General features: G+C 43.3%; 16 protein-coding genes. 12 read left to right on the forward strand and 4 right to left on the reverse strand.

Going from position 1 to position 20,497, the window contains the following annotated elements:
* Positions 1-13: 13 nt before the first annotated feature.
* From EGI32_RS03425 to EGI32_RS03445, 5 genes are all read left to right on the forward strand, one after another.
* Positions 14-826, forward strand: coding sequence for a purine-nucleoside phosphorylase (locus tag EGI32_RS03425; protein ID WP_369681619.1), 813 nt, complete (start codon positions 14-16; stop codon positions 824-826).
* A gap of 7 nt (positions 827-833) precedes the next feature.
* Positions 834-2,828: a putative porin gene (locus EGI32_RS03430; RefSeq protein ID WP_255153968.1), complete on the forward strand. Its 1,995-nt coding sequence runs from the start codon at positions 834-836 to the stop codon at positions 2,826-2,828.
* 244 nt (positions 2,829-3,072) lie between these two features.
* A complete protein-coding gene (locus EGI32_RS03435) occupies positions 3,073-3,465 on the forward strand; it encodes a hypothetical protein (RefSeq protein ID WP_255153969.1) in 393 nt (130 codons plus the stop codon).
* A gap of 86 nt (positions 3,466-3,551) precedes the next feature.
* Positions 3,552-4,094: a heavy-metal-associated domain-containing protein gene (locus EGI32_RS03440; protein WP_255153970.1), complete on the forward strand. Its 543-nt coding sequence runs from the start codon at positions 3,552-3,554 to the stop codon at positions 4,092-4,094.
* A 143-nt stretch (positions 4,095-4,237) separates the two neighbouring features.
* Positions 4,238-5,065 (forward strand): hypothetical protein, encoded by an 828-nt coding sequence (locus EGI32_RS03445; protein ID WP_255153971.1) that lies wholly within the window; start codon positions 4,238-4,240, stop codon positions 5,063-5,065.
* 187 nt (positions 5,066-5,252) lie between these two features.
* Here EGI32_RS03445 and EGI32_RS03450 read toward each other — a convergent pair whose 3' ends face one another.
* From EGI32_RS03450 to EGI32_RS03460, 3 genes are all read right to left on the reverse strand, one after another.
* On the reverse strand, positions 5,253-6,242 hold the full coding sequence (locus EGI32_RS03450) for a hypothetical protein (protein ID WP_255153972.1): 990 nt from the start codon (positions 6,240-6,242) through the stop codon (positions 5,253-5,255).
* 251 nt (positions 6,243-6,493) lie between these two features.
* Entirely contained in the window at positions 6,494-7,621 is a 1,128-nt protein-coding gene (locus tag EGI32_RS03455; RefSeq protein ID WP_255153973.1) for a hypothetical protein, read from the reverse strand.
* A gap of 224 nt (positions 7,622-7,845) precedes the next feature.
* Positions 7,846-8,691: a type 1 glutamine amidotransferase gene (locus EGI32_RS03460; RefSeq protein WP_255153974.1), complete on the reverse strand. Its 846-nt coding sequence runs from the start codon at positions 8,689-8,691 to the stop codon at positions 7,846-7,848.
* Between the two features lie 247 nt (positions 8,692-8,938).
* On the opposite strand from EGI32_RS03460, the gene rimO reads away from it, so the two are divergent.
* The 5 genes from rimO to EGI32_RS03485 all read left to right on the forward strand — a co-directional run bounded on the left by rimO (position 8,939) and on the right by EGI32_RS03485 (position 14,132).
* Positions 8,939-10,249, forward strand: coding sequence for a 30S ribosomal protein S12 methylthiotransferase RimO (gene rimO / locus EGI32_RS03465; protein ID WP_255153975.1), 1,311 nt, complete (start codon positions 8,939-8,941; stop codon positions 10,247-10,249).
* Positions 10,250-10,368: 119 nt separating this feature from the next.
* On the forward strand, positions 10,369-11,967 hold the full coding sequence (gene bshC / locus EGI32_RS03470; RefSeq protein ID WP_255153976.1) for a bacillithiol biosynthesis cysteine-adding enzyme BshC: 1,599 nt from the start codon (positions 10,369-10,371) through the stop codon (positions 11,965-11,967).
* Positions 11,968-11,987: 20 nt separating this feature from the next.
* Positions 11,988-12,398: a Holliday junction resolvase RuvX gene (gene ruvX / locus EGI32_RS03475; RefSeq protein ID WP_255153977.1), complete on the forward strand. Its 411-nt coding sequence runs from the start codon at positions 11,988-11,990 to the stop codon at positions 12,396-12,398.
* A 111-nt stretch (positions 12,399-12,509) separates the two neighbouring features.
* Positions 12,510-13,088, forward strand: a complete 579-nt coding sequence (def, locus tag EGI32_RS03480) for a peptide deformylase (protein ID WP_255153978.1) — start codon at positions 12,510-12,512, stop codon at positions 13,086-13,088.
* 117 nt (positions 13,089-13,205) lie between these two features.
* Entirely contained in the window at positions 13,206-14,132 is a 927-nt protein-coding gene (locus EGI32_RS03485; protein WP_255153979.1) for a hypothetical protein, read from the forward strand.
* An 85-nt stretch (positions 14,133-14,217) separates the two neighbouring features.
* Here the strand turns inward: EGI32_RS03485 and EGI32_RS21260 are convergent, their stop codons facing one another.
* On the reverse strand, positions 14,218-14,445 hold the full coding sequence (locus EGI32_RS21260) for a GxxExxY protein (RefSeq protein ID WP_369681621.1): 228 nt from the start codon (positions 14,443-14,445) through the stop codon (positions 14,218-14,220).
* Positions 14,446-14,830: 385 nt separating this feature from the next.
* Here EGI32_RS21260 and EGI32_RS03490 point away from each other — a divergent pair, with 385 nt between their 5' ends.
* Positions 14,831-16,288: a hypothetical protein gene (locus EGI32_RS03490; RefSeq protein WP_255153980.1), complete on the forward strand. Its 1,458-nt coding sequence runs from the start codon at positions 14,831-14,833 to the stop codon at positions 16,286-16,288.
* A gap of 542 nt (positions 16,289-16,830) precedes the next feature.
* Entirely contained in the window at positions 16,831-20,496 is a 3,666-nt protein-coding gene (locus EGI32_RS03495; protein ID WP_255153981.1) for a hypothetical protein, read from the forward strand.
* The last annotated feature ends 1 nt before the right edge of the window (position 20,497 follow it).

Consider the following 20,497-nt stretch of genomic DNA (forward strand, 5'->3'; position numbering starts at 1 on the left):
TCAATGAATGCTTATGATGAAAAAAATTGAAGAAGCTGTCAGCTACATAAAAGGGCTGATCGGTGCAGAACCCCAGGTAGGGATCGTATTGGGAAGTGGATTGGGGAGTTTTACAAAAGAGATCAATATTGAAAAGGAAATCCCTTACGCGGATATCCCGCATTTTCCTGTCAGTACCGTAAAAGGGCATAGCGGAAAATTGATTTATGGCGAGCTGAGCGGCAAAAAAGTACTGGCCATGGCAGGCCGTTTTCATTATTATGAAGGATACACCCCGCAGGAAGTGGTTTTTCCGGTAAGGGTAATGAAGTTCCTGGGTGTTAAAACTTTGCTATTAAGCAATGCGGCTGGCGCAACCAATCGTACTTTTAAGGTCGGCGACCTCATGATAATCAATGATCATATCAGTTTTCTCACCCCCAATCCTTTGATCGGTAAAAATCAGGAGGAATTGGGTACACGTTTTCCGGATATGACCGAGCCGTACAAAAAAGACCTGATCAAAAAAGCGGATGCCATAGCGGCCGCCGCCGGGTATGATATCAAGCACGGCGTATACATCAGTGTAACCGGGCCTACATTTGAAACCAAAGCAGAGTACCGCATGGTGCTGGCCCTGGGTGCCGATGTGGTAGGGATGAGCACAGTGCAGGAAGTGATCGCCGGGGTGCACATGGGGCTCGATGTTTTTGCGGTAAGCGTGGTAACGGATCTGGGTATCCGGGAAGAAGAAAATGTGATCACCCATGAAGAAGTGCTGGAAGCCGCTAAAGAAGCGGAACCAAAACTGACACATATATTTAAAGAGCTGGTGGCGCAGTTATAATTTTTGCATGAAGCATCTTGTTTTTTTTATAGTGGTTTTCCTGTCTGCGAAATTAACTTTCGGACAAGAGGAAGTGTTGCGCAGATTGAATAATGCCGGCAACAGGGGTTCAGGCATTGCCCGGAAAGATACCATCGGCTTCGAACACCGCGATGATCTCAAAGATTCCATCACTATTACCTATCGTTACCTCGACTCGACCAGCCGTTACCGCATCGATTCGTCGGTAAACGATTTTGACAATTATTATTCTGTTCCTTCCAGCTATCAATATCTGGGCAACAATGGCGCTGCCGCTGTTTCCCTGATATTTCGCCCTTATGCAAAAGCAGGGTGGGATGCGGGTTTTCACGCATTTGATGTATATCGTTTTAAATTGGAAGAAACGAAGTTATACCGCACCACCAAGCCTTTCTCCATGCTGGGTTATCAGCTTGCTTCGGGTAAAGAGCAGATGATAAAAGCCATGCATACACAGAACCCGAGGCCCAATCTCAATTTCGGGTTTGATTACCGGTTGATCAGCGCACCGGGGCTTTTTGTTACACAAAATACCAGCCACAACAATGTCCGTTTTTTTACCACTTACCAGGGTAAGCGTAAACGATACAACGGATCGCTGATACTCATCAATAATGTAATAAGGGCTTCTGAAAACGGCGGCATACAAAATGATTCTTCCTTGATGGACCCCAATAAAAAAGAGCGCTACGCCATTGATGTGAACCTGGGTAATGCTGCCAATTACACGCCTAACCCATTTATTACAACGATCTCTACAGGCAATATCTACAAGGATTTTACGGCCATGTTGCGCCAGAGTTACGATATTGGCAAACGCGATTCGCTGGAGATAAACGATTCCACCACGGAATATTTATTTTACCCCAAACTCCGCATGCAGCATACGTTTACGTTTAGTTCCTACAATTATACGTTCAATGATCTTGGCGCTGATTCGGCGATCTACAAACAATGGTACGATACTACTTTGAAGAAAGAAGTCGACACATTTAAAGTAGCCGAAAAATGGGCAGTGATCAGCAATGATTTTTCCCTGCTGCAATTTCCTGATACAAAAAATTCTGCCGAGTTTTTCCTTGCCGGCGCTACCATACAGAATATAATTGCGAAACTCAGCACCGGCAATAAAAATTTTTACAACGTCCTGTTGCATGGTGAGTACCGCAACAGGACCCGCAACCGCAAATGGGACCTTTTGCTGAAAGGTGAGTTTTACCTCAACGGCCTTAATGGCGGCGATTACAGCGCCTCGGGTACCATTGGCCGTTACCTCAACCGCAAACTGGGGGATGTGAAGATATTCTTCAACAACGTGAACCGTACGCCCTCATTCATTTTCGACAATCGTTCTTCTTTCAATCTGGGCAACAACAATAATTTTAATAAAGAAAATATCACTTCCTTTGGGGCAAGGGCCGTCAATCCTTTTTTTGCATTGTCTTTCACCAACCATATCATCACCAATTACACTTATTTCACCGATTATTTCCATACGGCGCAGTACAGTAAGATCATCAACCTGGTGCAGTTGTCTGCTTCCAAAAAGATAAAGCTGACGAAAAAAATAAACTGGTATGCCGATGTGGTGGTGCAGCAGACAGACAAGGCTGCGCCAATAAGGGTGCCGCTTGTGTTTACCCGGAGCAGGTTTTCTTATGAAGGGAATTTTTTCAAAAACCTGAATCTCAGCACCGGGCTTGAAGTGAGGTATTACACGCCTTACAAGGCTTATAACTATTCTCCGGTGGTGGGGCAGTTCATGCCGCAGGATACCATGACGATAAAGAACCTTCCGGACGTAAGCGCTTTTCTGCATTTCAGGATAAAAGGGTTTACGGCCTACATCCGTGCCGAGAATCTCAATACGGTAAGCTTCAAAAATGGCTTCGGATTTATCAACAATAATTTTGCCGCACCGCATTATCCCACACAGGGTTATGTACTCAGGTTCGGTATACAGTGGTGGTTTGTGAATTAGTGAATGGTGAATAGTGAATGGTGAATGGTGAATGGTGAATAGTGAATAGTCAATGGTCAATGGTCAATAGTGAATAGTCAAATTATGAGCTTTTACATTTTGATTGAACTTCGCAAATCATAAAACCACTAACCCCCTAAACTTCTAAACCCCTAAACGCGGTTATCTGTTAAAAAAATGACAAGCTGCGTTGTGAGACTTAGGGTTCTTTGCGCCTTCATGGTTTAATCCTATTTTTGTATCTGTGAAAAAAATCTTCCTGTCCATATTGACCTTTTTCTACCTGTTTGTTTCTTCAGGCGTGGCCATGGAGATACATTACTGCATGGGCAAGAAAGCCGGCGTGGATATCTACAAAGCAGACAGCAATAGCAAATGCGGCCGCTGCGGGATGAAGGATACCAAATCGGGCTGTTGTAAAGACGAGCATAAGTTTTACAAACTCTCAACCGATCACGAATCATCTGTCAACGATTTTCATTACGACGTTCCATTCGTCGCCATACCACACGAGTATATCAGTTTCCAGTCGGAAGGCTCTTTGCTTTCGCTGAACAGGAGCACACTTCACAATAACTCTCCGCCATATAAACCGGGTACCCCGATTTATATCCGTAACTGCAATTTCAGGCTATAGGATTTTTTGAATAACAACAGGCCGTCACACATCATGTGTAACGGGCACGCGTGTACGCATATTATTTTATTCAAAAAAAATCTACAATGAAAAATATATTTTTAGCGATAGCTATCCTTTTCTCTTTCAGCGCTTCTGCACAGGTAACCAAAGTAACCTTACAGGCCAGCGGGCTCACCTGCAGCATGTGCAGCAATTCTATCAACAAAGCCCTGCAATCCCTTCCTTCTGTTGAAAAAGTGATGGCAAATATCCGCACTTCATCTTTTGACATCACCTTCAAACCCGGCGCCAACATTGACTTTGATGAACTGAAAAACAAAGTGGAAGATGCCGGTTTTTTTGTGGCAAAACTGACCGCTACTGTCCAGTTCAACAACCAGGCGATAAAGAATGATGAACACATTCAGTCAAACGGGCTTACACTGCATTTTCTGAATGTGAAGGATCAGACCCTGTCAGGAACAAAAACCATCCAGGTGCTGGATAAAGGCTATGTCTCCGCGAAAGAGTTCAAAAAAAATGAGCTGTATACAAAAATGGAATGTTACAAGACCGGTGTTGCCGGAACCTGCTGCAGCAAAGGCGGAATGGCTAAGGGGGCAAGGATATACCATGTAACCATCTAAGATCTATGATCTATGATGTAAGATCTATGATCTTGATTTCTTTCAACAGTAAGTTCTTACGAATAATTGATAAGGCTTTCACCCAAAAGAGATCATAGATCATACATCATAGATCATACATTTTCACGACCAAAATACTTATTATGTTTCCAAAATATTCAATAGCACTGTTGTGTTTTTTCTTTTTCTCAAAAACCATTTCAGCCCAGGAATTATTCGTTTACACCGAGCCTGCCAGCAACATGGCTATGAAGAGCATCGGTATTCGGGTGGCCAATAATTTCATGCGGGTAAGCCCGACTGATCAATATCAATACCGGCTGGTGCCGGAGATCATGGTAGGGGTGTCCAAAAAACTGATGCTGCATGCGGAGACCTTTTTCAGCAATCAGCTCAATATTTTTCGTTTTAATGGAGCGGCATTGTATGGGAAATACCGTTTCTACAGCGAAGATGAAGTGCACAGCCATTTCCGGATGGCCGCCTATGGCCGTATTGCGGTGAACAACAGTATTGTTGCTTCGCCGGCCGTGGATCTTAACGGGCAAAACAGCGGTTATGAAGCAGGGGTTGTTGCTACCAAATTAATTAACAAAACCGCTATCTCGGCAAGTGCCGGCTTCGTGCAGGCGATGAACAATACCGGCACAAAAAAGTTTGTATTTGAAACCCCGTTAAAAAATCAGCACGCAGCAGGATACTCCCTTTCAATAGGACAATTGGTATTGCCGAAAGAATATACCAGCTACGAGCAAACCAATATGAACCTTATGCTGGAAGTACTTGGACAAACCAATCTTTCCTCAGGAAAAAGCTACATCGACCTGGCCCCTTCGGTTCAGTTTATTCTGCTCAGCAAAATGCGGCTCGATCTCGGGTACAGGTTCCCGGTAGTAAAGGATCTTTACAGGATGAGCAACGACGGTTTCCTGGTGAGGCTGGAATACAACATCTTTAATGCCTATAAATAAATGATGAAAAAGACAGGAGAAATACTCAAAAGAATTCTAAAGGCAATTTTTGTCAGAGAAAAAGATTGCTGCAAGTAAAATGTATGATGTATGATGTGAGATGTATGATGTCTTTATAATTGAAACATCTTTCTATTTTTGGGAAGTGCTTACAAATCGTAAGATATCCTACATCTCACATCATACATCATACATTCTTTATTCCATGTACGATATAATCCAGAAATTTTCCTTCAAAATAATCCTTGCAGATATCAGAAGCCTGCAACAATATCCTGTCTATTGTATGTTCGCCGGAGCCCAGCAGCTCGCCTGCAATCCTTAGTGCCGTAGCGTTTTCCATGGATTCTGTCTGCTCAAGCGCTTCCGTGAGGGCATAAAATTTCAATCCCGAGTCTTTGAGTTTGCCGAGTGCCGAGATCATCCAGCTGAGCGCAAGGAAATTATTCTTTTCAAGCAAAAGGAAAACAGTATTGTCGCCCGGTTCCGGCATTTTGTTGAAAGGGGAGTTCACTATTTCCGGTGTGAGGTAACGGTCGATGCGGGCATCTACCGTTTTGCTGTCCGTCAGTTGTATCACACCCTGCAAAGCTTTCGGGTATATACTCAGCCAGCGCAATTCCCTTCTCAACTCATGTACTTCTTCTTCCAGTTCGGTAAAGCCTTTTTCCGATTCGAGCACCATTACTTTGATCGATTCGATACTCTCATGATAAAAATTTTCAATCCCTTTCACTTCCTGTTTTTCTTTCAGCCATGCTGCTTCCGATAATTTTTTCCGGATCTTCCTGATGCGGTCGGCATCTTTTCCCAGCCAGCCTTCTTCTATGAGTATCTTATTGAAAAGAGCTGTTTTTTCAGCAGCCTGGGTTTTGAAATATGCAGTAATGGTAACCGGGATAGAAGCGTTATTGATGAACTCTTTCGCAAACGCATCATAGTAGTCGATCGCTCCCAGCGCATCTTCCAGCTGTTTTGCCTGTTCCCTTATCTTGTGAAACTTTTTCGGATTGTGGATGCCTTCATACAATTTTGCCAACCCCTCCAGCATGAACATCACTGTTCGTGCATCATTGGCATATAAATAAGCGCCGGGATCCTTTTCTTTGGATGCCTTTGCTAAAAGTTCTTCCAGCTGAATTAAGTAAAAATCAAACCTTGAGTAACCGTTCTTCATATGTGAGATGTATGATGTGAGATGTAAGATGTGAGATGTATGATCTATGATGTATGATGTATGATGTATGATGTATGATGTATGATGTATGATGTATGATGTGTGATGTGTGATGTGTGATGTGTGATGTGTGATGTGGAATGTATCACAGAGTTGCGCAGAGTTTGATCACAGAGCAACACAGAGTCAACGAGCGGTATAACACAAACTCCGTAAAACTCTGTGTTTCCTCCTTTAACTCTGTGTTTCCTTTAACCTTCTTCAAAAAATGCCACTCCGCCGCCAACCCAGGTCTTGTCTTTGTTGTAACGTGTGCCGATCATTTTTCCTTTGCTCAGGCGGGCCAGGTTATGCACCGCAACCGGTCTTTTCCATTCATTTTTCCAGAAATAAAATAAACGGATCTCCGCTTTGGCCGGTTCATCCATCGTTTCGATGATAGGGGCATAATTTACCTTGCGTTGCAATATCCAGTTTTCCGGATCGGTGATCCTGTCAATATCTGCCTGCGTTACATCGATCACCACACCCATGCCCGCAAAGGAGAACAAAGGCTTCAATACATATTCATCGAGGTTTACCGGCAACTTTACTTCGTTGAGAAAAAAAGTTTCGGGCACATATTCGTTGTGGATGAAGGGCAGGGTAAACTTGCTGATCCTGTAAAACCAGTTTGGGTGCGGCACCCATTCCACATCGTATTGTTTGGTAAGGTCTACGATGTTTTCCAATCCTTCCTGCTGGTTCAGGTCGTCGAATATCAACCTGTTGTAGATCCTTTTCACCTGTATCTTTTCGCCGGCATGTTCGTAATATAATTTATCCCCTTCGGCTGTCAGTTTGGTGAGGCAAACCGTGCGGATGCCCAATTCTTCTTCGGTTGCGTAAAAATCAATCCGGGTTTTTTGTTTTTCAGGATAGATCTCCAGCAGGATCACGTTCTCCGGTGCATGATCGCCCACAATGATCTCTTTCAGTAAATTCAAATAACTCTCTTTGTTGTACCCATTCAGATAAGCCGAATAATTGGACGGTACTTCTGCATAAGCAGCGGTGATCTCCGTATGCGAAGCCTGGAAAGCAAAAAGAGTAGGGAAGCCCTGCATTTCTATCAGTTGCGGCTCCAGTCCACCTTCGGCATTACGACAGATACCAAAATCGAATACGAGGAATTGCGTGTGGGCGTCCTCGTCAGGCACCTGCAGATCTTTCGGAATGCTCCGTTGGGTGAGTTCTTTAAAATTGGGCGCCACGATCACATCGATGATATCTTCGCAGGCGGCCAGCATTTTATTCTTAAAATCTTTCGGGATAAACACCGGCGTTTCCGCATTCCTGAAGTCGAGCGCACCCGGGTGCAGGCCTTGAATCTTGTCCATATACATCTCGTACTTATCCGCTGTAAAATTTTTATTGAAATTTTCTCTTAAAGATTTTTCCATGATAATGCGTTGAAAATTAATGTCTGCTAAAATAACTAATTAATTACGAATTACGAATTAGGAATTACGAATGATCGTCAAAAGAAAAGCCTTTATTTTACATAAAGGCTTTCGACTACAATGAACCCATTCGTAATTCGTAATTGATAATTCGTAATTGGCTATGCTTCTATTAGCTGCATTTTTTCAACAGCATTGTTCAAAAAATTGGGAAGTATGTGAGCGTAAGTATGCATGATCTTATCGGGATCGTTGAGCTGATCGATCATCGATTGCCATTTCGGCTCGCCATGGTTCTCGATCACGGTTTGTTTTTTATCGGGTTTCTGGAGGTGCAGCGACATACCCACGGCATCCGCTTCGGGGTGAAACTGGGTGCCGATCATATTTTCATTGAAGCGCATCGACATGATGGCCCTTTCCAGCGGAACGTGTGCCCTCGCTTTTTCGATGGCTAAGATATGGCCGCCCATTTCGTGGATGCGGTTGTGGTTGGGGCGGGTAACCTGGTAATCCCTGCTGTCGACAGCATAAAACGGATCCTTCAACCCCGCGAAAATGGGTTCGTTCTCGGCATTGCCCATATAGTGCACCGGGAATACCCCGAACGCGGTACTTTTCCTTTTGGACACCACCGCAGCATCAAAATACCTGCAGGCGAGTTGAAATGAATGGCAGATAAAAAATACCTGTTTTTTGATCACATGGGCCTGGCTGGCATTGTAATCTTCCACCGAAGCGATCCATTTGAAATAAGCATTTTCCCATGCGGATCCTTCACTATCGAGCGGGCTGCCCGGGCCGCCACTGGAAATATACACATCGAAATCCAGTCCCGGTAACTCAATATTCCTCCTCACATCAAATTCCTCCCGGTTTACTGACAGGTTATTCATTTCGCCAAACTGGTTCAGTATTTCCCGGATACAACGCATCCCCTGGTTCTCCGCACCTTCATATAAGTCCAGAATGGCTACTCTTAAATGGTTTTTCTCTGTCCAACTCATTTTGCAAAATTACATGATTTGATTACACGGATTTTGGCGAATTACACGAATTACACGAATTATTAACACGTTGTGGTTAAATAGTTGACCTGCGCTTTACGCTTCAAACGTGCTTTCATGAGGAATATCAATGTTTAAACAGTGTTACCGGCATTTAACGAACTCATAAAACTATACGAACAATTCGTGTAATTCGTGTAATTCGCCAAAATTCGTGTAATAAAACCTTAGCTTTGCGTCCTGAATTATGAAGACAAAATCTATCAAACGCGACAAAGTAAACATTATCACCCTGGGGTGCAGCAAAAATATGGTTGACAGCGAGGTGCTGAGTGGGCAACTCCTTGCCAATGAGATAGATACGGTGCATGAAAGCGGTAAACGCGATCATAATATTGTCATCATAAATACCTGCGGGTTCATCGAAAAAGCCAAAGAAGAGAGCATCAATACTATCCTGGATAATGTAGAGCTGAAAAAACGCGGTAAACTGGACAAGGTTTACGTAACGGGGTGCCTGAGCGAACGCTACCGCAACAACCTCGAAGCCGAGATACCGGAAGTGGACGCTTTTTTTGGTACGATGGAATTGCCATTGATCCTCAAACGCTTTGAAGCGGATTATAAAGGCGAACTGATCGGCGAACGATTGCTCAGTACGCCGCAGCATTACGCATACATGAAGATCAGCGAAGGGTGTAACCGCACCTGTTCATTCTGTGCCATCCCGCTGATGCGGGGAAAACATACCAGCCGCTCCATAGAAAGCCTGGTAGAAGAAGCCAGACAACTGGTACAGCGTGGGGTGAAAGAAGTGATGCTGATAGCACAGGAACTGACCTATTACGGATTGGATATTTATAAAAAACGTGAGCTTCCAAAATTGCTGAATGCCCTGGCAGATGTGCAGGGATTGGAGTGGATACGTTTGCATTATGCCTATCCGTCTAAATTTCCGATGGATATCATCGATGCGATCAAAGATCGTCCGAATATCTGCAACTACCTGGATATGCCGCTGCAGCACGCCAGCAACAATATGCTTAAAGCGATGAAGCGCCAGATCACCCGCGAGGAAATGGAAGACCTGATCGGCAACATCCGTTATAAGATACCGGACATTTGTCTGCGTACCACACTCATCGCCGGTTTCCCGGGCGAAACAAGGGATGATGTGGAAGAATTGAAAACCTTCCTGCAGAAAATGCGGTTCGACAGGGTGGGTACATTTACCTACAGCCATGAAGAAGATACCAGCGCATTCGACCTGGTGGATGATGTGCCGGCTGACGTGAAGGAAGAAAGGGCGCAGGAGATCATGGAAGTGCAGCAGGAAATTTCGCTCGAAAAAAATGAAGAAAAGGTTGGCAAGACTTTCAAAGTGATCGTAGACAAAAAAGAAGCGGGCCGTTATCTTGGGCGTACAGAATTTGATAGTGTGGAAGTAGACAATGAAGTGATCATCAACAGCAGTAAAAAATTACATCCCGGCGATTTTGTAAATGTGAAGATCACTAAAGCATACGATTTTGATATCGAAGGGGAAGTGGTTGGCTGATCCGTTACCAATGTCAGCCTGAGCTTGTCGAAGGCAAATAGCTGACTGTTTCTGAAGGCTTCGACAAGCTCAGCCTGACATTCCGGTTGGGAAATAACTTAAGGCAGGAAATTACAGTTATGAATTTTAAAGCACAACAAGTCGGATACAAACAGACCAATTCTTTTTCAGCCCTCGTACTTGATTACATTTCCGGCGCAACCGACCTGAAAGATTTTTATGCATATTCACCTGACCTCGATGGCGTAAAAAAAGCGATCGAAGCCAGAAGGTCTTTTGTCACCAATCGTAAAGTATTGGTAGACCAGTTGAATGAACAATACAATAACTCCCCGGTATCCGATAAGCTGCAAGCCAATATCGACGCCCTTTTGGAAGAAAATACCTTTACGATCACCACGGCGCATCAGCCGAATATTTTCACCGGTCATTTATATTTCATTTATAAAATAATTCACGCCATCAAAATGGCGGATCAGCTTTCCGCGAAACTACCGGGGAATAAATTCGTACCTGTTTATTATATGGGCAGCGAAGATGCCGACCTGGAAGAGCTGGGGGAAGTGGTGGTAAAGGGAAAAAAATATGAGTGGCACACGGATCAGAAAGGTGCTGTAGGACGAATGGTGATCGATAAGGCTTTCATGGAGATCGTGCAGGGGATTGATGGCCAACTGACAGTTGATCCATTTGGTACAGAGATCATGGAACTGGTGAAAGATGCGTATTCATTGGGCAAAACGATCCAGCAGGCAACATTCGATTTTTGCAACGAGCTTTTTAAAGATTTTGGGTTGATCATATTGATACCGGATTGCAGTGCGTTGAAAAATGAATTCAAAGGTATTGCGGTGAGGGAATTGAAAGAGCAATTTTCGAGCCTTGCGGTAAAAGAAACCATCGCGGCTTTCCCGGAAAAATATAAAGTGCAGGCGGCAGGGCGTGATATCAATTTATTTTACCTGAAAGAAAATATCCGCGAAAGGATCGAAACCGTAAAAGACGGGTATGCTGTCGCCAATACGGATATACCTTTTACAGAAGAAAGCCTGTTGAATGAGATCAATACCAACCCCGAGCGTGTAAGCCCCAACGTTATACTGCGCCCCGTTTTCCAGGAATTGATATTGCCGAATATCGCATTCATAGGCGGTGGCGGCGAACTGGCTTACTGGCTTGAACTGAAAAAAGTTTTTGAAGCGGCAGCGGTACCATTCCCGGTGCTGGTGTTGCGCAATTCTTTTTCATGGATAAATAAAAAAACGGATGCACTGATCAACGGGTTGAAGCTTACGGCGGAAGATTTTTTTTCCAACGAACAGCAACTCATCAACACTATCGTGCAGCGTGATGCGGAAGTGAAACTCAATATGAGCGAAGAAAAACTGTCGTTCATTAAGTTGTATAAACAGGTTCGTTCAGATGCCACTAAGGTGGACAGTACATTGGAACGACACGTGTGGGCACTGCAATCGCATGCCTTGCAAAAACTGGAGCAGCTTGAAAAGAAAATGCTGAAGGCGGCAAAAAAACAATTTGATGCGCAGCTGAGGCAGGTGCAGAAAGTAAAAGCGAATTTATATCCATCCGGAAACCTGCAGGAACGGGTAGATAATATGCTGCCTTATTACAGCAATTACGGAAGAGAATTTTTCAACGTATTGTATGAGCATTCCAATACATTCGAGCAAACTTTTTGCATCATTACGGAGCAATAATGTTCATTTAATTTTTATACATGGCACGGATAATGGCGATCGATTATGGAGGAAAGCGTACAGGCATTGCCGTTACAGATCCTTTGCAGATCATCGCTACGGGGCTTACCACCGTTGAATCCAAAGAACTGATCCCTTTTCTAAAAACATATTTTGCAAAGGAAGAAGTAGAACTGATCATCATTGGGTTGCCGGTAAACTGGGATGAAAGTGATACACATGGTACGCCGTTGGTAAGAGCTGCCATCAAAAAGATCGAAAAGGAATTTCCGTCTATGCCGCTCAAGACGGTTGATGAACGTTATACTTCCAAAATGGCGAAAGACGCCATGATAGAAATGGGCATGAAAAAAAAGGATCGGCGCGTAAAAGGAAATGTGGATGAAATAGCAGCAACTATATTATTGCAGGAATACATGCAGAACAATTAACAATTAACAATTACGAATTGCGAATTACGAGATACATTCATCGGGTCAATTCGTAATTCGTAATTTTTAATTGCCAATTGATTATATCTTTGCAACCCAAATATTAGAATCATGATACTTCCAATTGTAGCATACGGTACCCCCATCTTACGCAAGATAAGCGAGGACATTACCCCTGATTATCCGGGTCTTGAAAAGCTGATCGCGGATATGTGGGAAACCATGTACAATAGCAATGGTGTGGGGCTGGCTGCCCCGCAGATCAATAAAGCGATCCGTTTATTTGTGGTGGACAGCGAACAGATTTTTGAAAACCAGGAGGAAGATGAAAAAGGTGAATACCCGGATGAGCCTGGTTACAAAGGTGTTTTCATCAATGCTCACATTACAAAGCTGGAAGGTGACGACTGGTCATACAACGAGGGCTGCCTCAGCATTCCGAAAGTGAGGGAGGATGTGATGCGCCCGCAGACTGTGACATTGGACTTTGTGGACGAAAATTTCAAACCGCATACTAAAACATTCAACGGTATTACCGCCAGGGTGATACTGCACGAATATGATCATATCGATGGTAAATTATTCATCGATCATATCAAGCCGCTGAAGCGGACGTTGCTCAAACGTAAACTCGATGACATCACAAAAGGTAAAGTGAACGTGGATTACAGGATGGTATTTCCAAAATAGTTTCCCGCAGATTTTCGCGGATGGATGCACGAAGGAAGGGGCGGCTACAGCAACTGAAAAATCCTGGAATTAAATTTTAACAGCCGGGTTCTGAAAAGTTACGATTATTTTGCAGGTATGAAACGGATGTTCATACCTGCTTTTTTTATGCTGTTATCCCTGGCGGGGAAAAGCCAGGTAGTGTCGGACAGTACGTTGGTGGATGGAAAGAAGGTCATCACACTCAGCAACATTGTGCTGGATAATAAACTGAATGTGCCCGCATTTATTCAAAAGATCAAAAACGATACAAGTTTTTACAAAGCTTTCCGCAACCTGCATATCATTGGCTACACGGCATTGAATGATATCCGCATGACGGATAAAAAAGGGCAGGTGATCGCCTCCCTCAGCAGCAAAACCAAACAGGTGCGCAAAGATAATTGCCGCTCGATGGAAACGCTGGAAGAAACCACCAGTGGCGATATTTACACCGACGACAAACAATTCAACTATTACACCGCCAGCATGTATGCCTCTTTATTTTTCACCAAAGGCTCGGTTTGCGGAGAAGATAATATTGTGGCCGGCAGGGAGTTCAGCACACAAGGCAAAAGCGGGTTGGAGAAACACAAAGAACAATTGAAAATGCTGTTTTTTAACCCTGGAAAAAGGATCAATGGCATTCCCTTCATGAGCAACAAAACAGCCATATACGAAGATGATATGGCTGACCGCTACGACATGAGCATCGATATGGATGTGTACAACAAAACCAGCTGTTATGTTTTTCACCAGAAAGTAAAACCCGGGCATGAGGATGGGGTGGTAGTGGATGAAATGACCACCTGGTTCAATGATTCTACTATGGAAGTGGTGGCAAGGAACTATGTATTGAGTTATGATGCCGGTGTGTACGATTTTAAAGTGAGCATGGAAGTGCAGATGACCACATTCAAAGGCCTTACTGTTCCTTCACTGATAAAATACAATGGCAACTGGAAAGCTGTCACAAAGAAGCGGGAGCGGGGGGTGTTTACGGCTACGTTGTACAACTTCGAGTAGTTTCCCGCAGATGGATGGCACGCAGATTTTCGCAGATGGGTAGCACGCAGATTTCCGCAGATTTTGTTGTGAAGCATGCGTGTTTTTATAACTTATTTACCTTTCTAAAAATGGAAGTTGCAATATTATCACTGGTAAAATTGACCAATATGCCCAGTCGTTTATCGGCCAGCCGGAGGTAGGTTAATAATTGCTTATGATGAAGTTCAGCCAGGTGTTCTACAGATTTTATTTCAATTACGACTTTATCTTCAACCAACAAATCCATGCGGTATCCTACATCTAATCTTATTTCATTATAAATGAATGGCACGCCGATCAATGGCGATTTTCTATTTCATGCAGGCTGGCGAATCTAATCGTGCAATCTATACACTTTTTAATGGCCCGCCGCGGGCACGACTTTAAAGAGGACCGGCTGGCGTGGCCTACAGGCCGGTGCGTTGTGAGGGTGGAAGTTGACGCCAATCACGGCGAAGTGACCTGGGCAAAATTAAAATGCAGTCATCAATAGCACAGTATTTTTACGATTTGTAAATGCGTATTCATATATTATTTATTTTAATAAATATTATCTGTTCGGTATTACACATAAAATCAGTAAGGGAAAAATACCCTATTTTCTTTCACCCCTTTTTCATAAAGCTAAATCTCTTTAGGTTAGGGGGTGTATTCATCATTACCCTTAAACCAGCAGCATGAGCAACCCTAAGCTCATAATCTTTAGTATCTTTCTCACACTCCTTTGCCACTCCGTACTGGCGCAGGCTGATAGTACTATGGCCACGCTGCAGCAGATCCCCGGTAAATACATTGGCCAGGTTAATAAAAAAATTGACCGGTACACCCATCGCCTTACATCCAAAACAGAGAAGACGCTCACCAAACTCTGCCGTTGGGAAAACCGTGTGCAAAAGCTTTTGCAGAAAGCAAGCCCTGAAACAGCCGAAAGATTGTTCGCCAATAAAGACCTCACGTTTGCGGGGCTGCTCGAAAAACTTCAGCAAGGCAAAGCCATCACCGCTAACACCACAGCACAGTACAACGACTACCGCGATAAACTTACCACCAGCCTCAAATACCTGGAACAACAAAAAGCATTGATAGATAGCAACATAGTAAAACCGGTGAAAGCCACCAGGGAAAAGATGGAGGAGCTGGAAAAGGAAATGGCGCAAACAGAAGCGGTGCAAAAATTCATCAAAGAAAGAAAGCAGCAACTCATCAGCGAATCCATCAAATACATCGGCAAGAGCAAATACCTCACTAAGATCAATAAAGAAAGTTATTACTATGTGGAAACGCTGAAGAACTATAAAGAACTTTTCTCGGATCCTAAGAAGGCTGAGCAAACTGCCAGAGAGATCCTGAACAAGATACCTGCTTTCCAGAAGTTCACCCAACAAAACAGTATGCTGGCTTCACTCTTTGGCACACCTGCAAATTACGGTACACCGCAAAGCCTGGCTGGCCTGCAGACCCGCAGCAGTGTGAACAGCCTTATACAAGACAGGCTGGCCGCAGGTGGCCCCAATGCCCAGCAAATGATGAAAGAGCAAATGCAGCTGGCGCAGGCGGAGATGAACAAAATGAAAGACAAGCTGCTCAAAAATATTCCCTCCAACGGCGAAGGAGAATTGCCGGATTTTAAACCTAACAACCAGCGCAGCAAAACTTTCGCCCAGCGTACCGAATACAACTTCAACCTGCAGTTTGCTAAATCCAACTTGTTGCCATCTACCGCCGATATCGGGCTGGGCATCGGCTACAAGATCAATGACAAAAGCAGCGCGGGGGTGGGCATGAGTTACAAACTCGGCATGGGTAGTATACAACATATCAGCTTTACGCACCAGGGTATTGGCCTGCGGAGTTATTTGGATTGGAAACTTACTCTCCCCCGTGGGGGAGCCGGAGGGGGCTTGTTTATCAGCGGAGGATTTGAACTGAACCATAATGCCGCCTTTAAAAAGATCAACGAGCTGAAAGATAAGGCCAGCTGGCAACAGAGCGGGTTGATCGGCCTGAAGAAGAAGCTGCCGATGAAAACGAAGCTGGTGAAGAATACGCAGGTACAATTATTATACGATATACTATTCCGTACACATATACCGGTTAGCCAGCCGGTGGTGTTCAGGGTTGGGTATGGATTCTAAAAATTAAATAGTGTTTTATGAATTATAAGGCTCGTTTTTATGTTATTTTTTTCTGTTTATTGTCGTTAGGAATTGTTTCTAACGCACAGACACTGCCCAATTATATCGCGTTCAAGGCTCCAGAAGTTGCGTCGATCAATCATTTTGTAGAAACGCCAGTGTCCATGTATAGCGGCACTGCCTCGATGAGTATTCCACTTTATGAGATAGAAATTAAAGGAGTAAAGGTTCCTGTAGTTTTAAATTATCATTCTGGTGGGATCAGAGTAGATCAGGAGGCGACATGGGTCGGTTTGGGATGGAGTCTGGACTACGGGGGAAGCATTACCAGAAAGGTAAATGGCATTAAAGATGAAACCGCTTTTGTGAATACCACATCGGCTTCCCCGAATAGTATAAATTCTTTTCGACAGTTACCGCATAACTCAACAGATCCTTACCTTGTTCAGAGATTCAGTTATCTCGCGCCTGCTAAGTTTGGGAATGCCGATTACAGGCCGGACGAATTTTATTATTCCGCATTAGGATACTCTGGCAAGTTTATGTTTAGCCAGGAACAAAACAAATTCATCCTGTTTCCAAAAGAAGATATTGAAATTACCCAGGCTCTTCATCCTTCTAATTCAATACCATTATATTCTTTTACAGCCAAATTACCCGAAGGAAATGCCGTTGACTTTGGCCGCGATGCAACAAATTACCAGATTGATCCAAACGGATCCTCGAGTACACGAAATTTATGGCAGATCAAAACCATCCGAAATATCTACAACGACAGTATCACCTATAATTATGAAAGCTATAATTATTGGAGTTATAAAATGTTCGGTCAAACATATGAGTTTCATTCAGCCCAGGCCAGCAATCCTCCTTCTACAACCGTTTCAAAAATAAATTATTACGATACGCGGCTGCAATCCATTAATTTTCCGGGGGGTGTCATAAATTTTTATACCATCTCCAGGGATGATATGCCCACAAAAGCCCTTGATGAAATTACGGTTCAAAATACTGAAGGAGTTATTGTAAAGCGGATAAAGTTTTATTACAGTTATTTTTATGGGAACAATTATGATGTGCTGCCAATGGTCAATTCCACTGCTAATGGCAACATTCCATCAGGGTATAAGTTTCAACGCTTAAAATTGGACTCGGTAAGTATGGGCGTAGGGCAAAATTTACCGGTACGTTACCGTTTCAATTATTATACAAATAATCCTCTCCCTTCAAAATATACTTTTTCACAAGATCACTGGGGATTTTATAATGGAATCGCGAATACTTCTGCCAATTCTTATTTGCCAAATATAATACCACAGCTTTTTACCGGGGGCGACAGAAGGGTAAAACCGGATTATAGCAATGCCTTTGCGTTAAAATCTATCACTTATCCTGAAGGTGGAAAAACAGAATTGGTCTACGAAAATAATCTGACGGGTGTTTGGAATACACCCCAATACCTGATGGACATGTACCAGGATGACAACCTGGTAAACAAGTTTTCTGCTATGACCATTTCAAGTTATAGCCGGAGTACCTCTAATCCGGCCCCGACTTATACCGACGCTAATGGAACACGTTTTTTTAAAAAACAATTTACAGTGGCAAACGGTTTTGTGATGGATGGGTTTGGATGGCAATGCTCTACAAACTTTGGCATTTCTTCTTTAGAAACCACCATGCCTTACAATACCAACAATGTGACCTTTAAGTTGGAGTTGATAGGTTCCGGCGGAACCCGTACTACCATAAAAGAATGGAATAATACGCAGAATATATCTCCCTATACCCGTACATCCTCTAACAACCAATCAATCGCGTTACGTGCAGGCAATTATGAAATGACTGTGGCCCTGGTGTATGCTAACCCTGTAGGATCTGCTGCAGAAAACCAACCTTACAACCTGTATTTTAATTTGTACTGGCGGGAATTGAATCCCGCTACCAATGCCCTTTACGCAGGTGGATTAAGAATAAAAGATATCAATTACTATAGTTCCGAAGGAATACTGGCAAAGAAAAAGAGCTATTCGTACACTAATCCTTATGCAGACGCGAACCTCCCAAATTTTACATCGGGCAGAGCAATAACATTTCCAAATTATTATCAAAAGAAAATTGTAATAAAAACACCACCCGACGTAACAGACTTTATAGAATTTTTCAGTTCAAATTCTATTGATCCGCTTGAAACTACTGGTGGTGGGTATAGTGGATATGAATATGTGGATGAGTATGATATTGATTATAATAATCCATCCAATAATATGCGGACAGGGTATCATTTTTCTTTCAATATGCCTTATTTCGGCCAGCTATATAATTATATTGGGCGAGCTATTACAGAACCCCAGGAGTGGATGCGGGGAAAATTACTTTATAAATACAGTTATAAAAATAATACTATCATAAGAAAAGAAGATTATGCTTACTACGATTGGTCCCCACATCTTTCCAATGGCACCAATGAAGACTATGTTCAGGATATTAACACTGACCTGATAAGTTTTCAATACTTCCAACGAATTATGAATCAGGCCGGCAGTAATAATATAACATACTACCAGGCTGATTTTTACGATGTAAATAACGATTGCATGTACTGGTACTACGGTGCGGACGATTATACTCAGACCAATCCACCCGGAGAGCTTTTTTGCAACAATGCGGTGCATGTGCCCTACGTTTTACATTACACAGCTTTCGATAAACCCAAAACAAAAACCATTACAACTATTGATGACAATAATAATAGTATCGTTCAAACTGAAAATTATTTCTATGACAGGACACCCAATTTACATCAGCTGACACGGTCCGAAACGAATAACAGCCTGAACCAAACCATCAAGTCTGAAACAAAGTATCCTTTCGACTTTTCCACTACGTCACCTTACAATACAATGCTGACGCGGCATATACTGAATACCCCGGTAGAGCAATTGAACTCTAAAGGCTCTCTATTGATGAATGCATCCAGGACTAACTTTTTCGATTGGGGCAATAATATCATCGCCCCGCTGGATATACAGCAAAAGTTTCTGACGAACGCTTACGAATATCGAATGAGATTTACTTCGTATGATACAAAAGGAAATTTATTAGCTGCAAATAAAGAGAGCGACCAAAAGGTCAATTATATCTGGGACTATGCCAAAATGTATCCGGTAGCTGAAATTTCCAATAGTCAAAACGGAATTTTTGCCTACACGTCCTTCGAAACAACGGAAACAGGGAACTGGGCTTATTCAGGTACACCTGTTGTAAATACAACGGCTATTACCGGGAAAAAAGTTTATACATTCAATGGAAGCAATAGTATCAGTAAAACCGGGTTAACGAGCGCAAATTCATACATAGTATCTTACTGGACCAATACCGGCGCAGCTTTAAGTATTGCGGGGACGCAGGCAGGGTTTCCTCTACAGGGCCGCACAGTTGCCGGGTGGACCTATTTCGAACACCAGGTAACCGGACAGACACAGGTTTCTTTATCCGCCACCTCCGGATCTATAGATGAAGTGAGGCTCTACCCATTGAACGCCCGCATGATGACGTATACTTACACCCCATTGGTAGGTATGTCGTCGCAATGCGATGCCAACAACCGCATCTCTTATTACGAATATGATGCTGTTAACAGGTTGACGCTTATTCGGGATCAGGACAAAAACATCCTTAAAAAGATCTGCTACAATTACGCAGGCCAACCCATTGATTGCAGCAGCCCTTGTGTAAATACTTCTCCCAGCTGGCAAAACACGACTGATCCATTGCGTTGCCAAACCAATAGCTGCGGCAACACCGGTTACCAGGAGCAAAAGCAACAGGACGTGAATATCTGCAGCCCTACCTATGGTCAGTACCAATGGGTAACGGCGGGTAATAATCCTTCGGTGTGTGTGCCGGTAGCGGGTATAAATATCTCTTATTCCAATACGGATAATATTGCAGGGTATGTAGCGGTGTATACCAATACCAGCACCAATGTGGTAACTACCTTCACGATCCCTTCCGGAACAGGTACATTGGGTTGCCTTCCTTCCGGTATTTATACAGTAGACATTCACAAAGTATCAGGTATCGCGCCGTTCCTGGCCATATCCTGTGGGGCAACCACTGTTACGGGAACATCTGCTATATTCAATAATGTCAATATCGGGAGGATCTCGAGCCGTTCCATTTCAATCAGCTATAACGCCTTATAAA

It is taken from the genome of Ferruginibacter sp. HRS2-29, assembly GCF_024343615.1.
Classification (GTDB): Bacteria; Bacteroidota; Bacteroidia; order Chitinophagales; family Chitinophagaceae; genus Ferruginibacter.

Excerpts from the sequence above, each read along its gene's own strand:
- EGI32_RS03460 (WP_255153974.1), bottom strand. The coding sequence starts at position 8,691 with ATGAGTTGGACAGAGAAAAACCATTTAAGAGTAGCCATTCTGGACTTA.
- bshC (WP_255153976.1), top strand. The coding sequence starts at position 10,369 with ATGAATTTTAAAGCACAACAAGTCGGATACAAACAGACCAATTCTTTT.
- EGI32_RS03425 (WP_369681619.1), top strand. The coding sequence starts at position 14 with ATGATGAAAAAAATTGAAGAAGCTGTCAGCTACATAAAAGGGCTGATC.
- EGI32_RS03490 (WP_255153980.1), top strand. The coding sequence starts at position 14,831 with ATGAGCAACCCTAAGCTCATAATCTTTAGTATCTTTCTCACACTCCTT.
- EGI32_RS03485 (WP_255153979.1), top strand. The coding sequence starts at position 13,206 with ATGAAACGGATGTTCATACCTGCTTTTTTTATGCTGTTATCCCTGGCG.
- EGI32_RS03455 (WP_255153973.1), bottom strand. The coding sequence starts at position 7,621 with ATGGACAAGATTCAAGGCCTGCACCCGGGTGCGCTCGACTTCAGGAAT.
- EGI32_RS03430 (WP_255153968.1), top strand. The coding sequence starts at position 834 with ATGAAGCATCTTGTTTTTTTTATAGTGGTTTTCCTGTCTGCGAAATTA.
- EGI32_RS03495 (WP_255153981.1), top strand. The coding sequence starts at position 16,831 with ATGTTTAGCCAGGAACAAAACAAATTCATCCTGTTTCCAAAAGAAGAT.
- rimO (WP_255153975.1), top strand. The coding sequence starts at position 8,939 with ATGAAGACAAAATCTATCAAACGCGACAAAGTAAACATTATCACCCTG.
- ruvX (WP_255153977.1), top strand. The coding sequence starts at position 11,988 with ATGGCACGGATAATGGCGATCGATTATGGAGGAAAGCGTACAGGCATT.
- EGI32_RS03440 (WP_255153970.1), top strand. The coding sequence starts at position 3,552 with ATGAAAAATATATTTTTAGCGATAGCTATCCTTTTCTCTTTCAGCGCT.
- def (WP_255153978.1), top strand. The coding sequence starts at position 12,510 with ATGATACTTCCAATTGTAGCATACGGTACCCCCATCTTACGCAAGATA.
- EGI32_RS03445 (WP_255153971.1), top strand. The coding sequence starts at position 4,238 with ATGTTTCCAAAATATTCAATAGCACTGTTGTGTTTTTTCTTTTTCTCA.
- EGI32_RS03450 (WP_255153972.1), bottom strand. The coding sequence starts at position 6,242 with ATGAAGAACGGTTACTCAAGGTTTGATTTTTACTTAATTCAGCTGGAA.